Origin of the sequence: Sphingomonas sp., assembly GCF_013816785.1 — a bacterium.
Lineage (GTDB): Bacteria > Pseudomonadota > Alphaproteobacteria > Sphingomonadales > Sphingomonadaceae > Sphingomicrobium.
This window is the reverse complement of sequence record NZ_JACDDV010000011.1, coordinates 12,743-36,054: the sequence shown is the minus strand read 5'-3', so window position 1 is coordinate 36,054 and position 23,312 is coordinate 12,743. Positions and strand designations below refer to the sequence as shown.

25 protein-coding genes are annotated in these 23,312 nt (G+C 62.3%); 9 read left to right on the top strand and 16 right to left on the bottom strand.

Annotation, left to right across the window (positions count from 1 at the left end):
- Positions 1-162 precede the first annotated feature (162 nt).
- Positions 163-645, top strand: a complete 483-nt coding sequence (locus tag H0W65_RS04215) for a hypothetical protein (RefSeq protein ID WP_294004273.1) — start codon at positions 163-165, stop codon at positions 643-645.
- Positions 646-747: 102 nt separating this feature from the next.
- Here the strand turns inward: H0W65_RS04215 and panB are convergent, their stop codons facing one another.
- From panB to H0W65_RS04200, 3 genes are all read right to left on the bottom strand, one after another.
- Positions 748-1,620 carry a 3-methyl-2-oxobutanoate hydroxymethyltransferase gene (gene panB / locus H0W65_RS04210; protein ID WP_294004270.1) on the bottom strand — a complete coding sequence of 291 codons (873 nt, stop codon included), beginning with the start codon at positions 1,618-1,620 and terminating at the stop codon, positions 748-750.
- Between the two features lie 53 nt (positions 1,621-1,673).
- On the bottom strand, positions 1,674-2,138 hold the full coding sequence (locus H0W65_RS04205) for a hypothetical protein (protein ID WP_294004267.1): 465 nt from the start codon (positions 2,136-2,138) through the stop codon (positions 1,674-1,676).
- Positions 2,139-2,345: 207 nt separating this feature from the next.
- Positions 2,346-2,993 carry a helix-turn-helix domain-containing protein gene (locus H0W65_RS04200; protein WP_294004265.1) on the bottom strand — a complete coding sequence of 216 codons (648 nt, stop codon included), beginning with the start codon at positions 2,991-2,993 and terminating at the stop codon, positions 2,346-2,348.
- A gap of 80 nt (positions 2,994-3,073) precedes the next feature.
- Here H0W65_RS04200 and H0W65_RS04195 point away from each other — a divergent pair, with 80 nt between their 5' ends.
- Positions 3,074-3,472 (top strand): hypothetical protein, encoded by a 399-nt coding sequence (locus H0W65_RS04195; RefSeq protein ID WP_294004262.1) that lies wholly within the window; start codon positions 3,074-3,076, stop codon positions 3,470-3,472.
- Between the two features lie 123 nt (positions 3,473-3,595).
- Here H0W65_RS04195 and H0W65_RS04190 read toward each other — a convergent pair whose 3' ends face one another.
- The 3 genes from H0W65_RS04190 to guaA form a co-directional block, all read right to left on the bottom strand.
- Positions 3,596-4,507, bottom strand: coding sequence for a sigma-70 family RNA polymerase sigma factor (locus H0W65_RS04190; protein ID WP_294004259.1), 912 nt, complete (start codon positions 4,505-4,507; stop codon positions 3,596-3,598).
- 17 nt (positions 4,508-4,524) lie between these two features.
- Positions 4,525-5,283, bottom strand: coding sequence for an SDR family oxidoreductase (locus H0W65_RS04185; RefSeq protein WP_294004257.1), 759 nt, complete (start codon positions 5,281-5,283; stop codon positions 4,525-4,527).
- A gap of 140 nt (positions 5,284-5,423) precedes the next feature.
- Positions 5,424-6,998 carry a glutamine-hydrolyzing GMP synthase gene (guaA, locus tag H0W65_RS04180; protein ID WP_294004254.1) on the bottom strand — a complete coding sequence of 525 codons (1,575 nt, stop codon included), beginning with the start codon at positions 6,996-6,998 and terminating at the stop codon, positions 5,424-5,426.
- 59 nt (positions 6,999-7,057) lie between these two features.
- Here guaA and H0W65_RS04175 point away from each other — a divergent pair, with 59 nt between their 5' ends.
- Complete coding sequence (locus tag H0W65_RS04175; protein WP_294004251.1) at positions 7,058-7,195, top strand: hypothetical protein; 138 nt, start codon at positions 7,058-7,060, stop codon at positions 7,193-7,195.
- Positions 7,196-7,257: 62 nt separating this feature from the next.
- Here H0W65_RS04175 and H0W65_RS04170 read toward each other — a convergent pair whose 3' ends face one another.
- The 8 genes from H0W65_RS04170 to rpsM all read right to left on the bottom strand — a co-directional run bounded on the left by H0W65_RS04170 (position 7,258) and on the right by rpsM (position 15,848).
- Positions 7,258-7,818, bottom strand: a complete 561-nt coding sequence (locus tag H0W65_RS04170) for a hypothetical protein (protein WP_294004248.1) — start codon at positions 7,816-7,818, stop codon at positions 7,258-7,260.
- 212 nt (positions 7,819-8,030) lie between these two features.
- A complete protein-coding gene (locus H0W65_RS04165) occupies positions 8,031-8,642 on the bottom strand; it encodes a hypothetical protein (protein ID WP_294004245.1) in 612 nt (203 codons plus the stop codon).
- Between the two features lie 218 nt (positions 8,643-8,860).
- Entirely contained in the window at positions 8,861-9,280 is a 420-nt protein-coding gene (rplQ, locus tag H0W65_RS04160) for a 50S ribosomal protein L17 (protein WP_294004243.1), read from the bottom strand.
- Positions 9,281-9,722: 442 nt separating this feature from the next.
- A complete protein-coding gene (locus H0W65_RS04155) occupies positions 9,723-10,616 on the bottom strand; it encodes a restriction endonuclease (protein ID WP_294004241.1) in 894 nt (297 codons plus the stop codon).
- A complete protein-coding gene (locus tag H0W65_RS04150) occupies positions 10,613-13,714 on the bottom strand; it encodes a type ISP restriction/modification enzyme (protein WP_294004238.1) in 3,102 nt (1,033 codons plus the stop codon). Before H0W65_RS04150 ends, H0W65_RS04155 begins: the two co-directional genes overlap by 4 nt.
- Before the next feature lie 154 nt (positions 13,715-13,868).
- Entirely contained in the window at positions 13,869-14,948 is a 1,080-nt protein-coding gene (locus H0W65_RS04145) for a DNA-directed RNA polymerase subunit alpha (protein ID WP_294004235.1), read from the bottom strand.
- A gap of 85 nt (positions 14,949-15,033) precedes the next feature.
- Complete coding sequence (gene rpsK, locus H0W65_RS04140; protein WP_294004233.1) at positions 15,034-15,423, bottom strand: 30S ribosomal protein S11; 390 nt, start codon at positions 15,421-15,423, stop codon at positions 15,034-15,036.
- Between the two features lie 56 nt (positions 15,424-15,479).
- Positions 15,480-15,848, bottom strand: coding sequence for a 30S ribosomal protein S13 (gene rpsM, locus H0W65_RS04135; RefSeq protein WP_294004230.1), 369 nt, complete (start codon positions 15,846-15,848; stop codon positions 15,480-15,482).
- Positions 15,849-16,054: 206 nt separating this feature from the next.
- On the opposite strand from rpsM, the gene H0W65_RS04130 reads away from it, so the two are divergent.
- The 6 genes from H0W65_RS04130 (at position 16,055) to H0W65_RS04105 (ending at position 22,046) form a co-directional block, all read left to right on the top strand.
- Positions 16,055-16,987, top strand: a complete 933-nt coding sequence (locus tag H0W65_RS04130; protein WP_294004227.1) for a bifunctional riboflavin kinase/FAD synthetase — start codon at positions 16,055-16,057, stop codon at positions 16,985-16,987.
- A gap of 138 nt (positions 16,988-17,125) precedes the next feature.
- Positions 17,126-20,197 carry an isoleucine--tRNA ligase gene (locus H0W65_RS04125; RefSeq protein WP_294004225.1) on the top strand — a complete coding sequence of 1,024 codons (3,072 nt, stop codon included), beginning with the start codon at positions 17,126-17,128 and terminating at the stop codon, positions 20,195-20,197.
- Complete coding sequence (gene lspA / locus H0W65_RS04120) at positions 20,190-20,678, top strand: signal peptidase II (protein WP_294004222.1); 489 nt, start codon at positions 20,190-20,192, stop codon at positions 20,676-20,678. Before H0W65_RS04125 ends, lspA begins: the two co-directional genes overlap by 8 nt.
- A gap of 2 nt (positions 20,679-20,680) precedes the next feature.
- Positions 20,681-21,088, top strand: a complete 408-nt coding sequence (locus H0W65_RS04115; RefSeq protein ID WP_294004219.1) for a DUF3035 domain-containing protein — start codon at positions 20,681-20,683, stop codon at positions 21,086-21,088.
- A gap of 17 nt (positions 21,089-21,105) precedes the next feature.
- A complete protein-coding gene (locus H0W65_RS04110) occupies positions 21,106-21,657 on the top strand; it encodes a winged helix-turn-helix domain-containing protein (RefSeq protein ID WP_294004215.1) in 552 nt (183 codons plus the stop codon).
- A gap of 50 nt (positions 21,658-21,707) precedes the next feature.
- Entirely contained in the window at positions 21,708-22,046 is a 339-nt protein-coding gene (locus H0W65_RS04105; RefSeq protein ID WP_294004212.1) for a hypothetical protein, read from the top strand.
- Here the strand turns inward: H0W65_RS04105 and sseA are convergent.
- Both sseA and queF read right to left on the bottom strand, forming a co-directional pair.
- Complete coding sequence (gene sseA, locus H0W65_RS04100; protein ID WP_294004209.1) at positions 22,036-22,863, bottom strand: 3-mercaptopyruvate sulfurtransferase; 828 nt, start codon at positions 22,861-22,863, stop codon at positions 22,036-22,038. The two genes, H0W65_RS04105 and sseA, sit on opposite strands and share 11 nt — an antisense overlap.
- Positions 22,864-22,865: 2 nt before the next feature.
- The gene (queF, locus tag H0W65_RS04095; protein WP_294004206.1) at positions 22,866-23,312 is read right to left on the bottom strand and encodes a preQ(1) synthase; all 447 of its coding nucleotides are present in this window, start codon (positions 23,310-23,312) and stop codon (positions 22,866-22,868) included.

Sequence of the window (23,312 nt, the reverse complement as noted above, 5' to 3'; positions counted from 1 at the left end):
AAGCGCTTGAACCGCGCAACCGAACGCCGGCTCAATTCAAAGCATAAACATCGCATTAATCCTGGTTAATTTTCTGTTAGGCGCGACTCGGAGTTCACTGATAAAACCCCTTGCAGGTCGACTAGCTTACGTGCCGACCTTTCAAACTGGCAGGAGGGCACCATGTTGAATTCCAAACAATTTAAGCTTTGCACCGCGTTACTCGGACTTACCGTGGCCATCCCGATGGCATCGGCGGCGCTCGCAACATCCCCGTCCGGCATCACGCCAACTACGTTTGTTGCAGCCGACTATGATGGCCAAGGGCATATCAACAGCGACCGGATCAAGTTCCAAACCAAGGGCCCGACAGATGTTTCTATGCAGAAGCTTGTTTTTGCGGCCGGAGCGCGCAGTGGATGGCATCACCATCCCGGCATGGTAATCGTGGCTGTTCAGTCGGGTCGTCTCACTCTCACCGACGCAAATTGCGGCTCCAAAGACTATGGCCCTGGCTTGTCCAATGGGGCGGTATTTGTCGAAGGCGGGGACATGGCGGTCGAGGCCTCGAGCGCCGCAGGCGCCATTGTTTATGTAACTTCAATCGCGCCAAGCACCGATCCGCGTGATTTTCGTGACGAGGATTCCCCCCCCACCTGCCACTAAACTGATCCTCGATATGACCGCGAGCGACAGGGCGGAGAGTCAACCTCCGCCCCAAGCTATTCCGCGGGCATCGACTTCGGCGCTACAAGCAAAAGCTCAGCGCTATGCTCCCTTTGGTTGGTAAGTTTGCTCCACCGTGGGGAAGTTCCGGCCGCGTACTTCGCTTGCATAGGCTGCCGCCGCCTCGCCGATTTCGGTCGCCAGGTCGGCGTAGCGTTTGACGAAACGGGGCGTGCGCTCGAACAGGCCGAGCATGTCCTCCGTCACCAGCACCTGGCCGTCGCATTTGGCCGACGCGCCGATACCGATCACCGGAATGTCGAGCGAGGCGGTCGCCGCGTCGGCCAACGGCTCGAGCACCCCTTCGACTACGCAAGCAAACGCACCCGCCTGGGCCACCGCCTTGGCATCGTCGAGAATCTTGGCATGTTCGGCTTGGCTCTTGCCCCGCGCGCCATAACCACCGAGCGCGTTGACCGCCTGCGGTGTGAGCCCGACATGGCCCATCACCGGAATCCCGCGCGCGCCCAGAAACGCGATCGAGCCGGCCATCGCCACGCCGCCCTCAAGCTTGACCGCCGAGCAGCCGGTTTCGGCCATTACCCGGCTCGCGCTGGCGAACGCCTGTTCGGGCGAGGATTCATAGCTGCCGAACGGCATGTCGACGACGACCAGGCTGTGAAAGCTGCCGCGCACCACCGCCGCGCCATGCGCGCACATCATATCGAGCGTCACCGGCAGAGTCGAAGGCAGTCCGTAGATGACCTGGCCCAGGCTATCCCCAACCAGCAGAATGTCGCAGTGCGGGTCGAGCAGCTGCGCCATCCGCATCGTGTAGGCGGTGAGCATGACCAGCGGCTCGGTGGTAGAGCCGCCATTCTTGCGCGCCCGAATCGCGGGGACGGTCACCCGCTTGCCGGGCACAGGAGAGGGCGTCGCGCGGCTGGTGCCGCTGTCGATGGTGAAGGTGGACATGGTTGCGTTCTAACCGTTGCCCCGCCGCGCAGCCAGTCCTCTTGGCCTCGGCCTCAGCGCAGCCAGCCGCGCTTGCTCGACAGCTTGGCGAACTGCCAGATGATATAGCCGGCGATGATGATGAAAATCGGCACCGCCAGCATATCCGACGAGGTAGTCTCGCGCAGCTGCGGCACCAGCGCCAGCGCACTGAATTGTACCACCACCGCGATCAGCGACACTAGCAACACAGGCGCCGCCAGCCGCCTGCGCATCAGCAGCAGCACCGCGCCGATCAGTCCCACCCACACCGCGACCGCATAGGCCCCAATCATCCACGCCGGCGTCGCGGCCCACATCGCCCGCTGGTCGAGCGGCAGCGTTGCCGGATCGGTCGTCACCTGGCTGACGTACATGAAGCAGCCCACTGCCTCCCACAGCAGCACGGCCACCGCCGCGACCCAGAACCAGCCGGGCACGGCGTTCGCTTCAGCGGTCGACGCGCCCGGTTCGATATCAATGCCCGTTTCGTCTGTCATGGCAGCCCCCCTTGAGGAGCGCCAGACTGCGCTTCCCGTGCCCGTCACGCAAGGGTCGTACCCTTGGACAGAGGTGAGCGAGTCGCCACCCTTGGCGAGACAACAACGGGAGGCACGCGGTGAAGGCATGCCAAGCGATCGTCCGGAGGTTGCTCAGTATCCGGCTTCCTGATGATCAGGTTTGGGCGATGGTGCCTCGCCGAGGCGTCAAACGGAAGGGAACATCGCCTGGAACCGACCGAGCGCTTTCGCGTCGCCTGCGACCTCCACCCGCTCGTCCGCGATTGCTCGCCGCGCCGTGACCTGGCCCAGGAAAATGTCGTTGAGCGTCTGCGTATCCATCGTGAACACCGCGGCCGGCCGGACTGCGCTTCCCTCGCCAGTTGTGGAGGTGCCATCATTCACCGTGACCTCGAAAACCCGCCCGTCGACCCTGAACTCATAAGCTTCATGCAAGTTCGCGGACCGCTCGGGCCGAAACCGCTCTCGAAGGGCGACGAAATAAGCTCCGGTCGACAGCTTTTCACCCTCCCGCCGCGGGCCCATGAAGCGTCGCCCCCAGCGGCCCAGCGCCCGGACCACGGTCTCAAGCTCGACGCCAGCATCGGTCAGCCGGTAGACGTTTGATCCCGCAGGCGGGGGAAGCGTTACTCGCTCAAGGAGACCCTGCGCCTCCATTTCGCGCAGGCGATCGGCAAGCAGGTTGGTGCCGATACCGGGGCTCGCCGCCAGCAGGTCACCATATCGCTTGGGGCCCAGCAAAAGCTCTCGCACCAGGAGCAGCGTCCAGCGGTCCCCAACGACATCGAGCCCGCGCGCGACGGCGCAATACTGGTTGTAGCTCCGCTTCGCCATCGACCGGCCAATAGCACGAGCTTGCTTTCCAAGTCTATTTGCTACATAATTTTAAAGCTATTACTTCAAAGGAACATTGCATGCCCATCGCCTATCTCGACGTCCCCCTCGGAGCAGCCCTGGATCAGAAGAAGCATCTCATGCAATCGCTCTACAGCGCACTGCACGAGGCTTACCCGTTCCCCGACGACCATCGGATATTTCTGCGCGAATGGCCGCTCGACAGCGCTAGCCAAAATGGCGGGCTCGGCTCCGAACCTACCAAGCCTGTGATGCTGATCCACGGACCGCAAGGAGGTGACCTCGATGCAAAGCGGAAGATGTTGAAGGACATCAACGCCGCCGTCGCCGAGGTATATCGCCTGCCTGACTTCATGATATTCATTCACGAATACCCACTCGACCTCGTCGCCCACGAGGGAGGATTGCTGGCCGACAACGTCCAACGCGTCGAAGAGCAAGCAAGGGCGTACAGCTAGTTCAAGGCATTCGGGCTTGCCCCCCACGGGGGGCAGCTCGAAACTTTACTCCCATGAGCGAGGCGACGAAGCGACCTTGACGTCCTAATTAGACGAGGGTTTTAGAACCGCCCGGTCGTCGCTTCAGAGCATTTTTCCGTTACCCTCCGCCTGGGCGACCGGCGCAAGCACCAGTTCTGCTTCCGCGGCGACATAGCGGGCATACCGGTAGTCGCGGATGAAAATGATTTTTCCGTCGCGCCACTCGAGCCACATAAAATAGCTGGGCCGCGGGTCGGCGCGATCTTCGAAAACCGCGATCACTTCCCGGCCTTCGAGCCAAGCCGGTGCAAGCCAGATTCGGTCATAAGTCGCGTAGATCGTAAAGAATAAACTTGCTTCCGCGCCGGTGCGAAGCGCGCGCGTCGACTGTTGTAGCTTAACGTCCGTCGACAGAAGCGCCCGAAGGCCGTCCCAGTCCCGCTGATTGAAGAGCGTAACATAGCGATCGACTGCGGCAGACGCCGCCCGGGCGGGCGGAAGTGAGCCGGCCTTGGCGTTGATTGCCCGAAGGCGCGAGCGACCCCGCGCCAGATGACCCTTCACCGCGTCGACCGTGAGGTCGAGAAGTGCGGCGATCTCCTTCAAAGGCTCGTCGAGTACGTCCTTTAGGATGACGACGCTGCGCTGAATGAGGGGAAGCTCGGCGAAGCGCGCCACCGCCGTTTTAACCGCTTCCTGTCGCATCAACATCTCGATTGGATCGATATTCGCCAAGTCCGCGACGTCCCAGGCAACGTCGATCGGCTCGGCTTTTCGTATCGCCCGGCTGCGGAGCAGGTCGAGGGCCCGGTTATGCGCGATCCGGAACAGCCAAGGTCGAAGCGGCGGCACATCGTCCAGGTCCTGCAACGCCGTGAAAGCCCGAACGAGCGTATCTTGAACGACGTCCTCGCCGTCGATGACCGAGCCGAGGAGCCGGGCGCAATAGCGATGCAGCTCCGGGCGCAGTTCGCCGGCCCGCACGAAGAGATTTGCCTGGAGTTCCTGGCTCAATGCGGGCCGTCCTGAATTCAAGCCTGCTCTCTTTCGAGCACCGTCACGCCCGTTTCGCCGTTGATACCAAAAGCAAGCCCATCGGAATAAGCTGGATTCTCCAAAACCGAAATGACGTAATCTCCATAAGCCCGTGGCGGCATCGGCGCGCCGAATCCGTCAAGAAACGCTTGCTGAGTGATACCCTTGGCGCGCGCATAAGCTTTAGAACCCGCGTCGCCGGTTCCGGTGCCGCCGACCATCTGCCGTGGCACGATAGTCTGGAATCGAATCCCGAGTTTCATCTGCTCAGAAACGCTATTGGCGTAATTGGCCATCATCCAGAGCATGCGCTTGGCGCCACCATAGCCGCCCGAGAGCGGAGATCCGGTTAGGGCGGCACCGCTTGACCCAACCAACACCCGGCTTCCCGGCTGCAACGGCACGTTGAGCGCCGCTTGGATCCAGTAGAGCCCAGCCTTGACGTCGGTCTCCCAGGTCGCTGAGAAATCTGTCCAGTCCATCTGATCCAGCCGATACATCGGCGGCGGGGTTCCGGCGTTCAGCACCAAGATGTCCGGGCGGACGCCTGAAAGAATGCGGTCGGCAGCTGCCTTATCGGTGACGTCAGCCGCGATGGCATCAACGCCCAGCCTGTCGCGAACCGCGTCAAGCGCATCTGCGCCGCGAGCAACGACCGTGACCTTGGCGTCACCAGCGACCAAGGCCTCGACCAGTCCGAGACCAAGGCCGCGGCTTCCACCGGTGACGACCACACTCTTATTTTTAAGGCTCATCGCTCAGTCTCCTCTGTCTAGATAGCTAGGACGATTGAGGCCCTGCAAAGGAGTCAAACATGGTTGCGGCGATGGCGCCGTCTTTTAGGCGGGATGGAATTCGCGCCAAGCTTATCTACTGAAAAGCGAATTCGGCAGCCTCATTCCCACTCGATCGTCCCCGGTGGCTTGGATGTATAGTCATAGACCACCCGGTTGATGCCCTTTACCTCATTGATGATCCGCGTCGCGCAGCGGCTCAAGAAGGCGGCGTCGAGCGGGTAGATGTCGGCGGTCATGCCGTCGACGCTGGTCACTGCGCGCAATCCGCACACGCTGTCGTAAGTGCGATGATCGCCCATCACTCCGACGGTCTTGACCGGCAGCAGCACCGCAAACGCCTGCCAGATCGCGTCGTATAATCCGGCGTTGCGGATTTCCTCGAGGTAGATGGCGTCGGCCTTGCGCAAAATGTCGCAGCGCTCCTTGGTCACTTCGCCCGGGATGCGGATGGCGAGGCCCGGGCCGGGGAATGGGTGCCGCGCGACGAACGCCTCAGGCAGGCCGAGCTCGCGCCCGAGCACCCTGACCTCGTCCTTGAACAGCTCGCGCAGCGGCTCGACCAGCTTCATGTTCATCCGCTCGGGCAGACCGCCGACATTGTGGTGGCTCTTGATCGTTACCGACGGCCCGCCGGTGAAGCTGACGCTTTCGATCACGTCGGGATAGAGCGTGCCCTGCGCGAGGAAATTTGCGCCGCCGATCTTGCCCGCTTCCTCGTCGAACACGTCGATGAAAGTCTTGCCGATGAACTTGCGCTTTTTCTCGGGATCGGTGACCCCGGCGAGGCCGGACAGGAACAATTCCTCGGCATCCACATGCACCAGTGGGATATTGTAGCTGTTACGGAACAGGCTGACGACTTGCTCGGCTTCGCCTTGCCGCATCAGTCCATGGTCGACGAACACGCAGGTCAGCTGCTCGCCAATCGCTTCGTGGATGAGGACCGCCGCGACCGCGCTGTCGACCCCGCCCGACAGGCCGCAAATCACTCGCCCCTTGCCGACCTGCTTGCGGATCTCGGCGATCTTGGCGTCACGGAAGGCACCCATCGTCCAGTCGCCGGCGGAGCCGCAAATGTGCCGCGCAAAATTGGCGAGCAGCTTACCGCCGTCCGGCGTGTGGACCACCTCAGGATGGAACATCATCGAATAGAAACGCCGCGCCTCGTCGGTGGCGATGGCGTAGGGCGCGCCCTCGGATTTGGCGACGATCGAAAAGCCCTCCGGCAATTGTTCGACCCGATCGCCGTGGCTCATCCATACCTGGTGCTGCTCGCCGACGCTCCACAGCCCATCGAACAGCGCGCTGTCGCCGACCACCTCGATGAAGGCGCGACCGAATTCGCGATTGTCCGAAGCGGCGACGCGCCCGCCCAACTGCTCGGCCATCGTCTGCTGGCCGTAGCAGATCGCCAGGATCGGCAGCTTCTGGTCGAAGAAATGTTGCGGTGCGCGGGGGGAGTCCTCCCACATCACGGACGACGGCCCGCCGGAAAAGATGATGCCCTTGGGCCGCAGCCGCTCGAACGCCTCGGCGGACGCGTTGAACGGCGCGATCTCGCAATAAACCCCCGCCTCGCGCACCCGCCGCGCGATCAACTGGGTCACCTGGCTGCCGAAGTCGACGATGAGGATGGTGTCGCCAAAGACTTCAGCAGGATCCTGGACTGTCATGGCGGGCCGATACGGAGGCCGCGCCGCGAAGTAAAGTTAAGCAGCTCCTTGACTGTCAAATGCGCTCTCGTTCGCGGACGGCTGGATCGCCGAGCGGCGCGGAATTGGAAGCGCACGCCGACCGCCTCGATATACTCGACGCTACAGGAAAATGGAGAAGGATGATGATCGCCCGCGGCCTTGCGGCGCTGGCCTGAACGGACAGAGCGCGCGCCCCTTGCCGGGACGCGCGCTCCTTGTTCGCCTCAGGCGCTCACGCTTAGTAGCCGCGCCAGTTGGCGCTGCGACGGTTGACGTGGATGTCACGGATGCCGCCGCGGTAGTCGACCTTGCACGTGAAGCTCAAATCCGCACCGTTGCTGTAGCCGTACGAGCCATAACCGCCCCGGTTGTAACCATCGTAGCGGTTGTAGCCCGAGCTGGCGACGCCGACGACCTTGAGGCCGTACGACTTACGCTCGACCCGGGTGACGCCGAGCACGCGGCCGCCGTTGCCGCTGTCATAGCCGTTATAGCCATAGTTTCGGTAGCCATAGTTACCGTAGCTGCGGCCGCTGATCCGCGCTTCGACCGCGCGGGCGCACTGATCGATCGCCGTGCTCTGGCCGCCATAGCCCTGGTTGTAGCCATAATTGCCGTACGGATACTGGCCGTAGCGACCGCCGTTGACGACGCTGTTGATGATCGCGCCGACAACGCCGCCGCCTTGGTTGCCGTAAGGGCTGGGTTGAGGATAATATTGCGCGGCTGCCGGGGTCGTTACACCTGCCAGGGCCGCAAGACCGGTGGCTCCGGCCAGGATTTTCGTCTTCGCCGACATCGGCTTTCTCCTTGTCATTCGCTCAAAATCCGAGGATTCCCGGATCATGTAACGAACGATAGGTGATATGCTATGCATCTCCCCTGAATATGGCTGTTTGCCGCCATTCAGCTTGGTTAACGACCGCAATCGATCGCCCGCGTTTCACAAGAAAAAGGCGCGGGCCAGACTAACCCGCGCCTTCCTTCATTAGCTTGTCGGCCGGTCTCGGCTTAGTAACCGCGCCCGTACGCCGTCTGGCGGTTGAAATTGAGGCTGGTCACCCGGCCGCTGTAATCGACCTTGCAGGTGAAGCTCAGGTCGGCCTGGCCGGCGGCGCCGTAGCCGCCCTGATAACCCTGGTTGCCATAGCCCTGGTTGCCATAGCCCTGGTTGCCGTAACCTTGGTTGCCGTAGCCGCCATATGCCTGGCCCGAACTCGCCAAGCCGGTCACGCGCAGCTTGCCGTTGCTACGGCGCTCGACGTTGGTGATGCCGACGACGCGGGCTTGGCCGTAGCCGCTTTGGTAGCCGTTATTGCCATAGCCTTGGTTGCCATAGCTCGACTGGCCATAGCCGCCGTTGAGGCGCTGCTCGGCGGCGGCGGCGCACTGGCTGACCGCGGTCCGCTCGTTGACCTGGCCATAGCCGTAATTGCCTTGCGGATAGCGGCCGTAGCCGCCGCCCGTCACCGAATTGATGATTGCGCCGACGATGCCGCTGCCGGTGCTTTGGCCCTGATTGCCATAGCCGTAGGGATAGCCCTGGGCCATCGCCGGCGACGCCACGCCGACCACCGCCGCAAGGCCGGCCGCGCCGACCAGAAGCTTGGAAATATTCGACATTTGAAATTCCTATAAAAGGCCCAAAGAGTTACGCTCTTGGGAATGAAACGAAACTAGGCCCATTTGGGTGCATCGCGGCTGAACCTGAACAGCGGCGATTGTTCATCTTGAGGGCCCCTTTTCGGCAGTCCGATTGTTCTTTCGCGCTCCGGCCAGGTACAAAAAAAGACCCGCGAACCGAAGCGCGGGCCATTTTTTTCTCGTGGGCGAGAGCGCGCCTAGTCGGCGTCGACTTCCTCGTCAGTCATCACCGGGCCCGAATCCTGACCCTTTGCGGCGACGTCGCGATCGACGAATTCGATGATCGAGATGGCGGCGGCGTCGCTCATGCGGATGCCGGCCTTGACGATCCGGCAATAGCCGCCGTCGCGACCCGCATAGCGCGTCGCCAGCACGTCGAATAATTTGACCAGCTGCGCATCGTCCATCAGCCGCGCATGCGCCAGCCGGCGGTTCGACAGCCCGCCCTTCTTGGCGAGCGTAATCAGCTTCTCGACGTAGGGGCGCAGCTCCTTCGCCTTGGCGGTGGTGGTGGTGATCTGCTCATGCTTGATCAGCGCCGCCGCCATGTTGCGGAACAGGGCTGTCCGGTGGCTCGAGGTGCGCTGCAGTTTGCGATGGCCAACACGATGTCGCATTTTCTTGTCCTTCGTTCGTCAGGGGTCCGTGTCAGGTAACCCCGGCCAGGCCGTCAAAAGGGGACGGCCCAAACCCAAAAGCGAAAGCGGAGCGCGCGGCCCCGCTTCATCAGCGGCTCCTCAACCCGATCGGCCCGCGAAAGTCAAGCCGAGACCGGGCCGGACGGGCGCAAGTTGACGCCGGGACGACACGCCGCCGAAGGATTTTTCCGGAGGCGAAGTTGATGAAGTTGATGGTGGGTCGAACATTCGAATGGTCCCAATGGTCGCACTGACGCGCGCGTGCGGGCGGGAGGGGTTGCGCGTTCGAACGGGAGGGTGCTCGGGCGTCCCGCCTGCGCCGCAATGTTCCGGTGACAACCCATCCCAACTCTTCCACTGTGAGCCGAGATTTGCGTAACCTATTTGGTTTCAGATTGCAAGGATCTTATAACTTGCGCGCTTAAATCTCGTCGAAGAACTCGGGAATGAGCGTGACCTGCTCGACCATTTCAACTGAGACGCCCAGTCGATTGTCCTTAAGCAGTTCGCACAGCGCCGCGCCGTCAATCAGATCGATCGCCGGCGCCCCATCGCGCGTCGCTTCTTTACGCGCATCAGGAGTAAAGGTGCCGGTGGTGATGATCAGCCCCTTGTCGGCTCGACCCTGCATCGCCCCGCGGAAGTCACGCACTGTGCCTGCACCCACTGAGCCTTGATAGCGCTTGCACTGGAACAGCACGTGAAACGAGACCAGATTGACCCGCACCACGCCCTTTCCATCAATCCCGCCGTCACCCGATTTCTTTGTTACCTCGACCTGGACGAAGCCGTTCTTGCGCAGCAGCCGCTGCGACAGCCGTTCGAAAGCATATGGGTCCATCGATTGTAGCTTGGCGAGCAACTGGTCGGCCCATTCGCCGACTTCGTCGAGCTCGATATTGGCTGCCGCATCCACCAATTCGCTCGGCTCTTGCGGCGCGCTCTTCTTCTTGGTGGCTTTGGCGGCATTGTAATTTTTGTTGTAGATTCGCATCGCCTCGGTGACGGCGTCTCGCACCGCTTGCTCGCCAAGCGTTAGCTTCTCGCGACCCTTTTCAGTTAGAACCCACAGTCCCCGCCCCTCATTGATGATCAGCCCGCCTTCCTTCAGATAGGAGCGCGCCCAGCTAATCTTGTCGGGAACGATGAGGCTTCCGCTTTTCTCATATGTTGCCTCGAGGTCGCTGGCGGTCATGCCGGTCATTTCAATGACCTTGGAATCAATTTCCTCAATCTGTCCTGAGCCGCCAAGCGCGTCGAGCGTCTTGAGAACCGGGATATAAAAATCGTCCTTGCGGAGGTTGAGGATGTTCAATTGCCTTCTCCGGTGTCGCGTTTGAGATCCCGCATCGCGTCGGTAATTTTCACCGTCTCCATGCTCACCGTCACCACCTTGGCGAGAAGCTTGATCATCTCCTCCTTGTAATCGGCGAAACGGTAGGTGTTGAACTTGGCGCGGATGGTCGGGTCGCGCGGGGTCTTTTCCTTGTGCTGGTCGAGCACCCAGTCGATGGCCGAGCGATTGCCGAGGCGGTAGGCCCAGGCCTCCGGCGGGATGCCTGAAAGCTGAGTGTCCTCGTCTACGACGATCGTACCGGTATCGGTGATGCTTTTCAGCTTGGGCTTGGGGTGGGTGTCGGCAGCGCGTTTTGGTGCGGGGGTGTCGTTGCGGGTCAGCTTGAACGGTTTCTGCTTCTCATAATCGATGTGCAGCTTGAGCAGCGCCTCGCCCCACGCCACCCATTGCGCGAAGTCGGGATAGAAAGGGATGCGAGGGAATTCGCGCTTGAGATTGAGCGCATATTTCTCGCGGTAGAACGGGTCGTGGAGGACGGCGTAGACGTAAGCGAAGATGGCGTCTTTCTCGCCTGGGAACGCCTCGCCATAGTGCGCGCGGAACTGCGCCACCGACCAGTCAGTGATATTGTCCACCCGCTCGCCGGACTTGGTGTAGCGGTGGCGAGGGAGGACCTGCGACGCGCTGGGCATGAACATGTCTTTGTTGGGCAAATCCTCGAAGGCGAGAGTGCCAAACTGTGCGCGTTCTTCGGATACGAGTGCAATCGAGCTGTTCGTCGTCGTGGCGTCGGGCCAGACCGACGGTGTCTGATATTGGAACTCATTCAATAGCGTATTGAACAAAACCCATTTGCTAACAAACGGCCGATAGGCTGACTTGCGGACTTGTGATGCCACGTCGCCAAGTAGCCGCCGCCGCCGAGCAGAGGCTTTCAGCAACCGGGTCCATTTTATGTCGGGAGAAAAGCGCTTTTCGGCGTCGTCGCTTTTTTCGAAAGGACGAGGATCAGCGATTGCGGAGTCATAAATCTTAGCCTGCTTAAGCGCGCGACGGCGAACTTCTTTAGCCGAAAAGTCATAGACCCATTCGTCACGATTCGTGACAATGCCGAGTGTATAGAGTTGAAAAATTGCGTCATGTTTGCGTCGGTCTATAGCTCGCTTTGAAGCGTTGCTGGCAATGGGCAACATTGCATCCCACTCCGCACTCTCATTTTGACCAAGCCAGGTCCCATCGGCTTTGGGTAAGATGGTTGTAAATAGACTGTGATCGAGCCGCGTTTGATCAACAAATTGACGCTTGTCGTCCTCGCGGGCGAAGTCTTGAACTGCAAGATAATGAATACGGAAGGGCGTTGATGTCTTCCGCCGAACAAAAAAGGCGATCGCTATTCCGACCTTAATTTTGTCTTCGAAAACATTGCCACCTTCGCGCTTGCGCCTCTCGCCGCTGTTGCGGGCGTTGCCCTTTAGGTTGATTACCCAAGCTTCGCTAAAATCTTCTGCTACCTTCTTGCGGAATCCATCAAATGTGCGGGCTTCCAGAAAGCTATTGTTTGTGACGAACGCAACAATACCTTCTTTGCCAAGCCTATCCGTCGCCCACCGATAAAAGCGCGCATACATATCGTAAAGCTTGGTTTTTTGCGCAGTGCTGGCCTTGATGTAGGTCTGCTTGATGCGGCTATCGATGCGCGCATAGGTGCGGTTCTGGTTGTTGTCGTTCTCGTTCTGCTGGTTGGCGTTGTAGGGTGGGTTGCCGATGATGACGCTGATCTTGCGTTCGTTCTGGCGCTTGATGCGGCCGAGGTTTTCGTCGCTGACCGAGCCGAACATGTCTCCCTGGTGGCCCGCATAAATTCCGAGCGCGGCGACGTTGTCGAGCGTGTCGACGAAGCACAGGTTGGGATATTCGGCGAACTGGCCGGTAATCGCCGCGTAGGTCGCCTCGATGTTCAAATTGGCGACGTAGTAGGGGAGGATCGCGACCTCATTGGCGTGAAGCTCCTCCTTATATTTGTGCGCCAATTTTTCCCGGTTGCCGCGGAAATGTTCGAGCAGTTCGACGATGAACGTGCCGGTGCCGGTGGCAGGGTCGAGGATCTCGACGCCCTTATCCTCAAGGTGCTTGCCGAAATGTTCGTGGCACAGCCAGTCGGCGCTGCGGATCATGAAACGCACGATTTCGCCGGGGGTGTAGACGACGCCGAGACGGTCGGCGGCCAGCGGATTATAGACTTTGTAGAAATTCTCGTAGAGTCCCTTGAGGAAGCCCTGCTTTTCGGAATGGCTTTCGATCACGGCGGCGGTCGAGGCGATGCCCGAGTAATAGGGGCCGAGCGCCTTCAGCAGCCTTTGCTTTTCGCCATAGCCGAAAAGCTTTTCCTCGAGCGCATAAAGCGCCGCTGCGACGTTGTTCTGGCGATGGAAGTCGGGGTTTTCGAACACCTTGGCGAAGATGTCCTCGGTGAGAATGTGCTGGATCAACATTTCCTGCACGTCATCCTCGTTGACCGCCGGGTTGATGGCATCGCGGGCGTGGGCGAGGAAGTCGGTTTCGGCCTTGGCGAAGGCGCTGCTTGCGGCGCGCTTTTCGGCGATGATGTCGCGCAGGGCGGCGAGCACGGCAGGAAGGTCGGTCGCGAATTGCTTCACCGCCTTGCGGAAATCGGCGACCTCCTGCCGCTCGTGAGCGAAGAAATGGGTGAGTAGGACAAACAGTGCTTCGGTATCGTCCATGGGCGCGCTGCCGGCTTCGTGGCCGTCCTGATAAAGGATCGAGGTCGCGTCGTCGGTGAAGATGGTGTTGTCTTTGGGATAGCCGCTGCGGAATTTGGCCTCGATCTCCTTGGCGAGATCGTCGTCCTCATCCTTGGCTTCCCAATAGCCGAACGGAACACGGAGGCTGTGGAGCAAGGCGCCGTCGAGCGCGATGCGGTTGCCCTTGGGCGTGATCAGATCATATTCGGCGATGAACTGAAGGTCGTTAGATTTGCCCCAGCGCTTGAGCAGATCCTTGAACGCCTCACGCAGAACGCTTTCGCGACGGCTGCCCGAAATCGACTTGAGGCGGTCCAGCTCGCCGCGATATTCGTTGATCAACTGCCGGCTCACACGCACCCCTCACCCGAGCGCCTGCACATTGGCGAGCATAACGCCAAATGAAAAGGGCCGCCTCTTCTAAGGCGGCCCCTTGCGCTTCCCGAACCGTGTCAGCCGAGCAGAGAGGTTTTTCGAGCCTGTCCCCCGGACAGGCCCGACCGGCTGGTCAGCCTAAAAGCTCTTGCTCCAGTTTCTTGGCCATCTCTTCGATATTTTCCGGTGGCCAGCCGGGGATGTCCATGCCGAGGCGGAGGCCCATCGAGGCAAGGACTTCCTTGATCTCGTTGAGGCTCTTGCGGCCGAAGTTCGGCGTGCGGAGCATCTCGGCTTCGGTCTTCTGGACCAGGTCGCCGATGTAGATGATGTTGTCGTTCTTGAGACAGTTGGCGCTGCGCACGCTGAGCTCCAGCTCGTCGACCTTCTTGAGCAGGTAGCGGTTGAGCTGGTTGGTGTCGGTCGCGGTGTCGGTCGCGCCGCCGCCCATGCCGCCGACGCCGCCAACCATGCCCGCCGCCGGCGCGGCGCGAACCTGGCTGTCGTCGAAGTGGACGAACAATTGCAGCTGGTCCTGCAGGATGCGCGCGGCATAGCCGAGCGAATCTTCGGGGGTGACGGTGCCGTCGGTCTCGATCGTCAGGGTCAACTTGTCATAGTCGAGCTCCTGCCCGACGCGGGTGTTCTCGACCTTGTAGGCGACCTGGCGCACCGGGCTGTACAGCGCGTCGACCGGGATCAGGCCGATCGGCGCGTCGGCCGGGCGGTTGGCCGCGCTCGGCACATAGCCTTTCCCGATGTCGGCTGTCAGCTCCATGTTGAGCGTCGCGCCGTCGTCGAGGTGGCACAGCACCAGCTCGGGGTTGGTGACTTCGATATCGCCGGTCGCGGCGATCTGCCCGGCGGTGACTTCGCCCGGGCCGGTCGCGCTCAGCTGCAGCCGCTTGGGGCCTTCGCCTTCCATCTTGAGCGCGATCTGCTTGACGTTGAGGATGATGTCGGTGACGTCCTCGCGGACCCCGGCGAGCGACGAGAATTCGTGGAGAACGCCCTCGATCTTGATCGAGGTCACCGCCGCGCCCTGGAGCGAGGAGAGCAATACGCGACGCAGGCTGTTGCCGAGCGTCATGCCGAAGCCGCGCTCAAGCGGTTCGGCGACGAAGATCGCCTTGCGGCGCACATCGGTGCCAGTCTTGCGCTCGAGCGCGTTGGGCTTCTTGAGTTCCTGCCAGTTCTTAGTGTTGACGGCCATGTTTCTTCCTGCCCTTGGCGGAACGTCTCCCGCCTTCATATGAAACTCGCGAGACCACCGTGGTGGTTCGCCAAGCGGTCGTCGCCTAGACGCGGCGCCGCTTCGAAGGCCGCACGCCGTTGTGCGGGATCGGCGTCACGTCGCGGATCGAAGTAATCTGGAAACCGACCGCCTGCAGCGCACGGAGCGCCGACTCGCGGCCCGATCCCGGACCCTTGACCTCGACTTCGAGGGTGCGGACGCCATGTTCGGCGGCCTTGCGGCCGGCGTCTTCGGCTGCGACTTGCGCCGCGTAAGGGGTCGACTTGCGGCTGCCCTTGAAGCCCATCGTCCCTGCCGACGACCAGGCAATCGCATTGCCCTGCGCGTCGGTGATGGTGATCATAGTGTTGTTGAAGCTGGCGTTTACGTGCGCCACTCCCGAAGTAATGTTCTTGCGCTCGCGGCGGCGAATGCGCTGGGGTTCACGTGCCATGGGTGGAAATCCCTAAAAATCGAAAGCTGTGTGAGCGGCGAAAGAAGCAGAGCGGACTACTTCTTTTTACCAGCGATCGGCTTCGCCTTGCCCTTGCGGGTGCGCGCATTGGTGTGGGTGCGCTGGCCGCGGACCGGCAGGCCTTTGCGATGCCTGAGGCCGCGATAGCAGGCCAGGTCCATCAATCGCTTGATGTTCATCGCCGTCTCGCGGCGGAGGTCGCCCTCGACCTTGTAGCCGGCATCGATCGCCTCGCGGATGTGCAGCACTTCCTGATCGTTGAGATCCTGGACGCGGCGCTCGGGCGCAATCGACAGCTTTTCGGTGATTTCCCTGGCCTTGGTGTTGCCAATGCCGTGGATATAGGTGAGCGCGATGACAACGCGCTTGTTGGTGGGCAAATTGACGCCCGCGATACGTGCCATGAAAAACTTTCTCCTAGCTCCACAGGGCGGCGTGGCACGCGCGCCCCATCTCAAAGCGACGGTCCCATTACGACAGCAAAACGGCGCGCGCACGAATGCGCCGCCGGTGACCGGTGAAACGGGATAGCGGCCAGATAGGATCAACAAACAGGTGAGTCAATAACCCGCGGTTGATTCTGCGGCGCTAAACTATATGCGCCAGCACAATGCAGCGCCTGACCTTCGACAAGCCGATCCCCGAGCTACTTCGCGGCGCGATCGTGGCGCTTGGCAATTTCGATGGGTTCCACCTTGGCCACCAGGCGGTGGTCGGGCGGGCGGTGCAGCGGGGCGCGCACGAGCGGCGGCCGGTGATCGTCGCCACCTTCGACCCGCACCCGGTGCGGCATTTCAGGCCCGACGCGCCTCCCTTTCGCCTAACCAGTCTTGACCAGCGCGAGCGATTGTTCGGCCAAGCCGGGGCCGACGCGATGCTGGTGTTCCGGTTCGATGCTGCGCTGGCTTCCACCACGGCGGAGGAGTTCGTCGCCGACTTGCTGGCGAAGCGGATCGGCGCGGCAGGCGTCGTCACCGGTGAGGATTTCACCTTCGGCTACAAGCGTGGCGGCAATGCCGAGGTGTTGCGCGAGCTCGGCGCGGCCCACGGCATTAAAGCGGAGGTGGTTGCCCCGGTCGTGCTCGATGGCGAGCCGGTGTCGTCGAGCCGCATCCGCGACGCGCTCACCGCCGCCGACCCCAGGACCGCGACCCATTTGCTCACCCGCCCGTTCGCGATCGAGGGTGCGGTCATCCACGGCAACAAGCGCGGCCGAACGCTCGGCTGGCCGACCGCCAATGTCGAGCTCGGCCCCTACCAGCGGCCGGCCTATGGAGTTTACGCGGTCCGCGTCCGGCTCGACGACGGCAGCGAGCATGACGGAGTCGCCAACCTTGGCACCCGCCCGATGTTCAACCCGCCGCGCGAATTGCTTGAGGCGGTGCTGTTCGATTTCGATGGCGACCTTTACGGCCGGACAATCGAGATCGCGCTCCACCATTACCTCCGGCCCGAAGCCAAGTTCGACGGACTGGACGCGTTGAAGGCCCAAATGGATGCCGATGCGGCGGAAGCACGGCAACTCTTGAGCCCCTCCCCTTGATGGGAAGGGGTTGGGGTGGGGTGATGCCTCCTGAGATGGCCTACCCTTCGTCCACCCTCACCCCCACCCCACCCTCCCCCATCAAGGGGGAGGGCTAAAGCTTTGCATCTCGCGAAAGCCCCGCTAGAGCCCGCGCCAATGTCCGACGCGCCTGCCAAACCCGATGCCTCCAAGCCTGATTGGCGCTCCACGGTCTTTCTGCCCAAAACCGACTTTCCGATGAAGGCCGGCCTGCCGCAGAAGGAGCCGCTGATCCTCGCCAAATGGCAGGCGGCAGATCTCTACGCACAGGTCCGCGCCGCGCGGGCAGGACGCGAGAAATTCATCCTCCACGACGGCCCGCCCTACGCCAATGGCGACATCCACATCGGCCACGCGCTCGACCGAACGCTCAAGGATATGGTCGTGCGCACCCAGACCCTGCTGGGCAAGGATGCGCCGTTCGTTCCGGGATGGGATTGCCACGGCCTGCCGATCGAATGGAAGATCGAAGAGCAGTACCGCAAGAAGAAGCTCAACAAGGACGAGGTGCCGGTCAAGGAATTCCGCGCCGAATGCCGCGCTTACGCACAGCATTGGGTCGATGTGCAGCGCGACCAATTAAAGCGCCTCGGCGCCCTCGCAGACTGGGATCACCCCTATTTGACGATGGCCTATGACAGCGAAGCGACCATCGTCGGCGAGCTGATGAAATTCGCCGAAAGCGGCCAGGTCTACCGCGGTGCCAAGCCGGTGATGTGGTCCCCGGTCGAAAAAACCGCGCTGGCCGAGGCCGAGATCGAATATGAGGACATCGTCTCGACCCAGATCGATGTCGCGTTCGAGATCGTCGAAAGCCCGATCCCAGAATTGGTCGGCGCGCACGCGATGGTGTGGACGACGACGCCCTGGACGATCCCCGTCAACCAGGCGATCGCCTATGGGCCGGAGGTTGTTTACCAATTTGAATGCTTCGAATTCGCAAGCGGAGAGACTCAAACTCTGTTGTATGCTGGAGTTCTGCGGGCCGCATTACTTGTACGAGCAGGTGCAGTTCCGGGCCTCAAGATTAAGAGCAGCAAGATACTAGGACATATAAAGGGCGCCGATCTCGCCGGCACCATTGCTCGCCATCCGATGCACCACCTCGGCGGCTTTTTCGCCAAGCCGCGCCCGTTCCTCCCCGGCGAGTTCGTCACCACCGACACCGGCACCGGCCTTGTCCACATGTCGCCCGACCATGGCGAGGATGATTTCGCGCTGTGCAAGGCGCACGGCATCGATCCGGTGTTCGCGGTCGAAGCGGATGGGAAGTACCGCGAGGACTGGGAGTGGCTCGGCGGCCAGGGCTCGGTCATCAACAACAAGTTCAATGCGCCCGACGGACCGATCTGTTCGGACCTGCGCGAAGCAGGCGGGCTGCTCGCGGCGAGCGCCGACTATAAGCACAGCTACCCGCACTCGTGGCGGTCGAAGGCCAAGGTCATCTACCGCTGCACGCCGCAATGGTTCATCGCGATGGACGCACCGCTCCAGACTGCCGGGGGCAGTCTGGAAACAGGTCCACCGCTTTCCCCTCTCCCCTTGAGGGAGAGGGAGGGGCCCGATGCAAAGCAGCGGGAGGGTGAGGGGGTAGCAAAGAGTCCTTTAGCCGCAGACGCGGCCGGCCCCTCATCCCAACCTTCTCCCTCAAGGGGAGAAGGAGGCGGCGAACGCGCCCTCGCTCGCTGGGAAAACGAAGGCGGCCACCTCCCACCTCAATCTACCCTGCGCCAGACCGCGCTTCATGCCATCGCCAACACCCGCTGGGTGCCTGAAAAGGGCGAAAACCGCATCCGCTCGATGGTCGAAGGCCGCCCCGACTGGGTGATCAGCCGCCAGCGGGCGTGGGGCGTGCCGATCGCGCTGTTCGTCGAGAAAGGCGGCAACCGGCCACTGGTCGACGATGTGGTCAACGCCCGCATCGTCGCCGCGATTAAAGCCGAGGGAGTCGACGCCTGGTCTGACGAGCGAACGCAGGAGTATCTCGGCGACGCTTATGATGCCGCCGATTACGAACGCGTCACCGACATTCTCGACGTGTGGTTCGACAGCGGCTGCACCCACGTCTTCACGCTGGAAAGCGGCCATTGGCCCGAGCAACGCTGGCCCGCCGACCTCTATCTCGAAGGAAGCGACCAGCATCGCGGCTGGTTCCAGTCGAGCCTGCTCGAAAGCTGCGGGACGCGCGGGCGGGCGCCCTACGATGCCGTGCTGACCCACGGCTTCACGATGGACGCCAAGGGCCTGAAAATGTCGAAGAGCGTCGGCAACACGATCACCCCGCTCGACCTGATGCGCGATTATGGCGCGGACATCTTGCGGCTGTGGGCGCTCAGCGTCGATTTCACCGAGGACCATCGCATCGGCAAGGAAATCCTTGCCGGTGTCGCCGACCAGTACCGCAAGCTCAGGAATACCTTTCGATATCTGCTTGGCGCGCTCGACGGGTTCGACGAGGCCGAGAAGGTCGCGGTCGAGGAGATGCCCGAGCTCGAGCGCTATATGTTGTCGCTCCTCGAGGGCCTCGACGAGCGGCTGCGGCGGGCGGTCGAGAATTATGATTTCAACGACTACACCCGCGCGTTGGCCGATTTCTGCAACGAGGATCTGAGCGCCTTCTACTTCGATATCCGCAAGGACAGCCTTTATTGCGAGGTCAATCCGGCGACGGGCTTTCAGACCGACAAGCGCCGCGCTTACCACACCGTCCTCGACACCCTCTTCCACGCACTGGTCCGCTGGGCGGCGCCGGTGCTGGTGTTTACGGCGGAAGAGGTATGGGGCACGCGGTTCCCGGATGCGGGCAGCGTGCATTTGCTTGAGTGGCCGGAGATTGGCGACTGGCACGATGAAGAGATCTCACGGAAATGGAAAGCGCTCCGAGATTTGAGACAGTTCGCCACTTTCGCGATTGAACCGCATCGAAAGGACAAGATCTTAGGCTCCAGCCTTAAAGCAGCGATCGTTTTGCAAATCGCCGACTTCGATCCAACGGTCACCGAAGGCATCGACTTGTCAGAGCTTTTCATCTGCGCGACCGCGTCGGTTGAACCGTCACCGACCGCCCAAGATCATGCCGATGTGTCAATCATCAACTCTGAGAAATGCGACCGCTGCTGGCGCCACCTTCCCGAGGTCGTCGAGGACGGCGACCTGTGCGCTCGGTGCGAGGCGGTGGTGAATGGATAAGCGCCTCGCGTACCTCGTCGCCCTTGCCGTGTTCGCGCTTGATCAACTGACCAAGGCGGTCGTCATTGGTCCGCTCCAGCTGCAGCAACGCGCGCAGATCGAGTTGCTGCCGGTCTTCAATCTGACCTGGGTCGAAAATCGCGGGATCAGCCTTGGCTTGCTCCACGCTGATGGCGAGCTTGGCCGCTGGCTCCTCGTCGCGATGACCGCGGCGATCGCGGTCGGTGTCGCTTACTGGATCGGCCGCGAGCACAGGCGCGGCGACCAGCTCGCCTTGTCGCTGGTGCTCGGCGGCGCGCTCGGCAATATCGTCGATCGCGTCCGATTGGGTTATGTGGTCGACTTCGCCGACCTGCATTTCGGGGCCTTCCGTCCCTTTTTGGTCTTTAATGTCGGCGACGCGGCGATTAGCATCGGCGTCGCGATCTTGCTGCTTCGCGCCTTCCTGATTAGGGATAAGGCGCCTCAAAGGAACCCATGAACATGCGTAAGGCCATCTTCCTCCTTGCCCCCGCCATCCTGCTTGGCGGCTGCGGAGTCCTTGGCGGGAAGCGCGCCTCGCTCGACGAGTTCGCGGTCGCGCGCAACGCGCCGCTGGTCATCCCGCCCGATTATTCGCTCACGCCCCCGGTCGCCGGAACGGTGAACCTGTCGGCAAGCGACGCGCAGACCCAGGCGATCGAGGCGCTGTTCGGCGGCCCCGCCCCGCGCAGCGCGACCGAGAGGGCAATTCTCGACAGCGCTGGCCGCGACCGCTCGGCACTGGGCGTGCGTTCGACCGTCGGCGACCCCAATACCCGCGTCGTCGACAAGGGCCAGACGACGCAGACGATCATCGCCGCGCCGGAGGCCGACGGTAAAGACGCCTCGGCCCAGACGCCGCAGCACTAACGGTCGGGAGGGGGCGCATGGCAGTGGAGACATTATCGGCCCGACTGGTCGAGATCGAAGCGATGCTCGATCGCTCGCGGAGACGATTCGAGGAAGGCTCGCGCCTGGTCGAAGAGGCGCATCGGTCACTGGCCGAGGTGCAGCAGCTGTTGCTCGGTTCGCCGGTCACGCTGTCGGCCGAGGATAATGAGGAAGCCGCGTCGCGCTTGCTCGAGAGCCTCAAGGCCAACGGCGGCGACCTGCCCGCAACCCTGTGCGGCGGGCGCCTCGCGGTCGATCCGGTGCAGCGGCTGATCCGCATCGACGGCCATCCGATCGGGATCACCGAGATGGAATATCGGGTGCTCGAACTGCTGGCGTTCGCCCGCAACAACGTTGTCACCCGGCAGATGCTGCTCAAGCATCTCTACCGCCGGTCCGACGATCAGCCGCAGCCCAAGATCATCGACGTGTTCATCTCCAAACTGCGCAAAAAGCTTCGCTCGGCGGCGGGCGGGGCGGAATTCATCGAGACGATACCGCAGCGCGGCTGGATTCTGCGCGATATCCAGAATTCGTCGGTAGCCTGATTCACGGTTGGTTTACCGCGCCGTGCGATACGGCGGGGATGATCCATTTCATGCCCGACTCGTTCGACCGGAACGACCCTGTCCCTGGCCCCTATGCCGAGGCCGTCGCCCGGCTGTCGGCGATCCGTCAGGCACTGGCCTGCGTCGAGCAAACGGCGGGCAATCCGCCGAGCGAGACGATGGTCGAGGCCAAACTCGCCGCCGGCTGGCCGGTCGCGTCGCCGGCGCGGCAGCGCTCGTTCAACGCGCGGTCGGCACGCACTGCCGCTGGCGCCGCGGCGGGCCTTGAAGCGATCGCCGACCAGGATGCCCACCCGGCTGCGGTCGAGCGGCTGAAGCGCGAGCTGACCTGCGGAGTCGAGTCGATCGACCAGCTGTTTAGCCTGTAATTTTTTCCTTAGGCGTCGTCGGGTCCGCGCCCCATTCACTCCAACTGCCGTCGTAAAGCCGGGCATCGCGCCCGCCGAGCCGGTGCGCAGCGAACAGCAGCGAGGCGGCGCTCACGCCCGATCCGCAGGTGGCGATGAATGGCCGGACGGGATCGACGTTGGCCGCGGCGAACGCCTGGCGCAACTCGCCGTCCGATTTCAGCGTGCCGTCGGCGCGATATAATTCGCCAAACGGCAGGTTGCGCGCGCCCGGAATGTGGCCGGCAGCGACACCGGGGCGAGGGTCGGGCTCGCTGCCGTCGAATCGGCCTTTGCCGCGCGCATCAAGCAGCGGCTGATCGGTGCCAGCGAGAATCGCCGCCTTGTCGATGACGTCGGAGCGGAGGTGGGTGTCGAAGCGCGCCTTGCGCGGCCTCGCCTCGCCGCTTTCAACGAGTCGGCCCTCGCCGCGCCATTTGGCGAACCCGCCATCGAGTATGGCGACCCGTTCCGCTCCGTAATGACGCAACATAAACCAGCCGCGCGCCGCGCTCCTGAGCGGGCTGTTGTCGTAGACGATGATGCGATCGTCGCGACCGACGCCGAGCTCCGCCATCGCTCGCGAAAAATCGGCGGCGGGGGGCAGCATGTGCGGTGCTGGGTGCGACGAGTCGGACAAAGCGTCGATGTCGAGATAGCGCGCGCCAGGGATGTGCGCGGCCTCGAATTCCGCGCGCCCATCGCGCCCGCCCGGCATGAAGACCGAACAATCGACGATCGCGGTGTCGGGGTCATCGAGATGATGCGCGAGCCAGTCGGTCGAAACCAGATCGTCCACGCTCAGCCCCGACCACGATAGGGCGCGACGCCCTGGTCGGGCAGCCACAAGCCCGTCGGCGGGGCGCCCGATTGCCAGAAGACGTCGATCGGGATCCCGCCGCGCGGATACCAATAACCGCCAATGCGCAGCCAATTGGGCTTCATTTCCTCAAACAGGCGCTGGCCGATGCCCACGGTGACGTCCTCATGGAAGCCGCAATGGTTGCGGAACGATCCTAGGTAGAGCTTCAGGGATTTGGATTCGACGATCGTCTGGCCCGGCGCGTAATCGATGACCAGGTGAGCGAAGTCGGGCTGCCCAGTGACCGGACAGAGGGAGGTAAATTCGGGCGCGGCGAAGCGGACGAGGTAAAGTGTGGCCGCGCGCGGGTTGGGCACAAAGTCGAGCATGGCCTCGTCCGGAGATGCCGGCAGCGCGCTCGACTGGCCAAGGTGCACGGTCTCCAT

Bases quoted from the DNA above. Each gene is read 5' to 3' on its own strand.
- H0W65_RS04215 (WP_294004273.1), top strand. From the start codon at position 163: ATGTTGAATTCCAAACAATTTAAGCTTTGCACCGCGTTACTCGGACTT.
- panB (WP_294004270.1), bottom strand. From the start codon at position 1,620: ATGTCCACCTTCACCATCGACAGCGGCACCAGCCGCGCGACGCCCTCT.
- H0W65_RS04205 (WP_294004267.1), bottom strand. From the start codon at position 2,138: ATGACAGACGAAACGGGCATTGATATCGAACCGGGCGCGTCGACCGCT.
- H0W65_RS04200 (WP_294004265.1), bottom strand. From the start codon at position 2,993: ATGGCGAAGCGGAGCTACAACCAGTATTGCGCCGTCGCGCGCGGGCTC.
- H0W65_RS04195 (WP_294004262.1), top strand. From the start codon at position 3,074: ATGCCCATCGCCTATCTCGACGTCCCCCTCGGAGCAGCCCTGGATCAG.
- H0W65_RS04185 (WP_294004257.1), bottom strand. From the start codon at position 5,283: ATGAGCCTTAAAAATAAGAGTGTGGTCGTCACCGGTGGAAGCCGCGGC.
- guaA (WP_294004254.1), bottom strand. From the start codon at position 6,998: ATGACAGTCCAGGATCCTGCTGAAGTCTTTGGCGACACCATCCTCATC.
- H0W65_RS04175 (WP_294004251.1), top strand. From the start codon at position 7,058: ATGCGCTCTCGTTCGCGGACGGCTGGATCGCCGAGCGGCGCGGAATTG.
- H0W65_RS04170 (WP_294004248.1), bottom strand. From the start codon at position 7,818: ATGTCGGCGAAGACGAAAATCCTGGCCGGAGCCACCGGTCTTGCGGCC.
- H0W65_RS04165 (WP_294004245.1), bottom strand. From the start codon at position 8,642: ATGTCGAATATTTCCAAGCTTCTGGTCGGCGCGGCCGGCCTTGCGGCG.
- rplQ (WP_294004243.1), bottom strand. From the start codon at position 9,280: ATGCGACATCGTGTTGGCCATCGCAAACTGCAGCGCACCTCGAGCCAC.
- H0W65_RS04145 (WP_294004235.1), bottom strand. From the start codon at position 14,948: ATGGCCGTCAACACTAAGAACTGGCAGGAACTCAAGAAGCCCAACGCG.
- rpsK (WP_294004233.1), bottom strand. From the start codon at position 15,423: ATGGCACGTGAACCCCAGCGCATTCGCCGCCGCGAGCGCAAGAACATT.
- rpsM (WP_294004230.1), bottom strand. From the start codon at position 15,848: ATGGCACGTATCGCGGGCGTCAATTTGCCCACCAACAAGCGCGTTGTC.
- H0W65_RS04130 (WP_294004227.1), top strand. From the start codon at position 16,055: ATGCAGCGCCTGACCTTCGACAAGCCGATCCCCGAGCTACTTCGCGGC.
- H0W65_RS04125 (WP_294004225.1), top strand. From the start codon at position 17,126: ATGTCCGACGCGCCTGCCAAACCCGATGCCTCCAAGCCTGATTGGCGC.
- lspA (WP_294004222.1), top strand. From the start codon at position 20,190: ATGGATAAGCGCCTCGCGTACCTCGTCGCCCTTGCCGTGTTCGCGCTT.
- H0W65_RS04115 (WP_294004219.1), top strand. From the start codon at position 20,681: ATGCGTAAGGCCATCTTCCTCCTTGCCCCCGCCATCCTGCTTGGCGGC.
- H0W65_RS04110 (WP_294004215.1), top strand. From the start codon at position 21,106: ATGGCAGTGGAGACATTATCGGCCCGACTGGTCGAGATCGAAGCGATG.
- H0W65_RS04105 (WP_294004212.1), top strand. From the start codon at position 21,708: ATGCCCGACTCGTTCGACCGGAACGACCCTGTCCCTGGCCCCTATGCC.
- queF (WP_294004206.1), bottom strand. From the start codon at position 23,312: ATGGAGACCGTGCACCTTGGCCAGTCGAGCGCGCTGCCGGCATCTCCG.